1 protein-coding gene is annotated in these 1951 nt (G+C 41.5%); it reads right to left on the bottom strand.

Features of this window, described 5'->3' with window-relative positions; translation table 11 throughout:
• A partial coding sequence (locus AC6F75_RS06260) for a prolyl oligopeptidase family serine peptidase (protein WP_500714096.1) occupies positions 1 to 1951 on the bottom strand: 1951 nt, incomplete at both ends.

Genomic DNA, 1951 nt, shown 5'->3' with positions numbered 1-1951 from the left:
ATGAACATTTACATCTACCATACCGTGGGCAATTAACAAATGACCTTTTAGACCTTCGGCAAAATAAACAGGAGAGGAGCGCCTGTAAGCAATCGGGTCATTATAAGGTTCATTCAGTATATTTGAAGTATAACCGTGGTTGTAATGTGCCCAATCAGTCACAGAACGAAGTGCAGCCCCGCTTTTAAAAGTTTCACTTTCATTAAACAAAGCCATTAAGGTGATGAATCCGCCGTAACTTCCTCCATAGATTCCTATTCTTTCGGGGTCAACGCCCAGTTCTTCAACCATATATTTGGCACCATCCACCTGGTCTGAAAGGTCTTTGCCTCCCATATGGCGATAGATAGCAGTACGCCAGTCACGACCATAACCTGCGCTTGCGCGGTAATCGATATCCAGTACAGTATAGCCTAAATCAGTCAACAGGTTGTGGAACATATATTCCCTGAAATACAAAGACCACCATTTGTGTACATTTTGAAGGTATCCGGCACCGTGAACAAATATAACTCCTGCGCCATTGTTTGCTTCTGCTGTTGGGGTATATAATCTTGCAGGAACTTTTGCTCCGTCTGATGCTGTAATATGAACAATCTGAGGGTCTCTCCAATTATAACTGCTGAATTCCTTGGTTTGCCCGTTGGTCAAAGGCGTTTCTTTAACGTTGGCAATGTTGGGCTTGTAATGCAACTCCCACGGCTGATTGCTGTAGGAATGCCTGATGGCCAGGTATTTTTCATCGGGAGAAAGGCTCACTTCGTTGTTTCCTGTCAGGTTGGTAAGTTTTTCCATTTTACCACCCATCAAAGGCATTTTGTAAAAGTGACGTTCACCGGGATCAACTTCTGAAGTGGTAAGGTACCAGTATTTTTTATCTTTCGAAATAAAAGGATCAAACACTTCAAAACTTCCTGAGGTCAATGCTCTTTTTTTTTTGTTGGTCACATCCTGAATGTATAAATGTGAATAGCCCGTTGCTTCAGACTGGAAGTAAATATGTTTATTGTCCGGCAACCAGCCCAGGGTGCCGCCACCCATAGACCAACCGATTCCGGGTCCGGCAATCCAGGCCTCGTCACGCTGTCTGTCCAATGTTTCAAGGATTCCGGTTTCCAAGTCCAGTTTTGCTATCCAACGATCTTTGTTGTCTGAAGAGCGCACATTAACGATGGCGTGCTTTCCATTATCGGAAAAATAGGCCCTGGATAAAAAGACATCACGCACTTTTTCTTCCCATTCTTTTTCGGGATACTCTTTTACATAATCAGGGAGGTCTTTAATGCCCGGAAGATTATTAGTTTTTACAAAATAAACGGTGTCTTTTTTAAGGTTGTAAATGGCTAATTCAACCTTAGTATTGTTGTTACCCACTTTAGAGCGGGTGTTTAAATTCACAGTATAACCAGACGCATCAATATAATCTGGGACAATAGTTGGGTCGCTGTTGTCTGAAGTGATGAGATTGAAAGTGACAAACTGTTCATCAGGCGAAACCACCAGATTTGTCATTCTTTTTTTACCCAGATAAAAATCAAATGGCTTTTTATCCGCTGTCATTTTTCGGTATTCTTCGGTGCTTTTCTTTTTTTCTTCACGTTCATTGATTACCTGAAGTAATGACAAATTATCTTCTTTCAACCATAGATTTTTATCCGAAAGTTTGGAGTCTTTTTCCTTTGGGGCTTCCCCGGTTTTGATGTTGGTAAGTTTTTTTAGACTTCCGTTTTGAAGGTTGTAAACATAGGCGTTGTTGCTAAACTGAAATGCGACCAGATTTTCATCAGCTAGAAAAACCGCGTTACTGATGTTTCCCGAAAGCTGCATCAAATCCGTTTCCTGTCGGCGGGTGATGTTGTAAAGTTTTAAAGTGTTGTCTTTCACATACACTTTTTGGGTTTTGTTGCTGTTGTAATTTCCGCCGAAAGGCACCAACTCTTTTTGAGTTTTC

The organism is Planktosalinus sp. (assembly GCF_059864935.1).
Note: the sequence above shows the minus strand (reverse complement) of the source record. Positions and strands in the feature narration are given on the sequence as shown.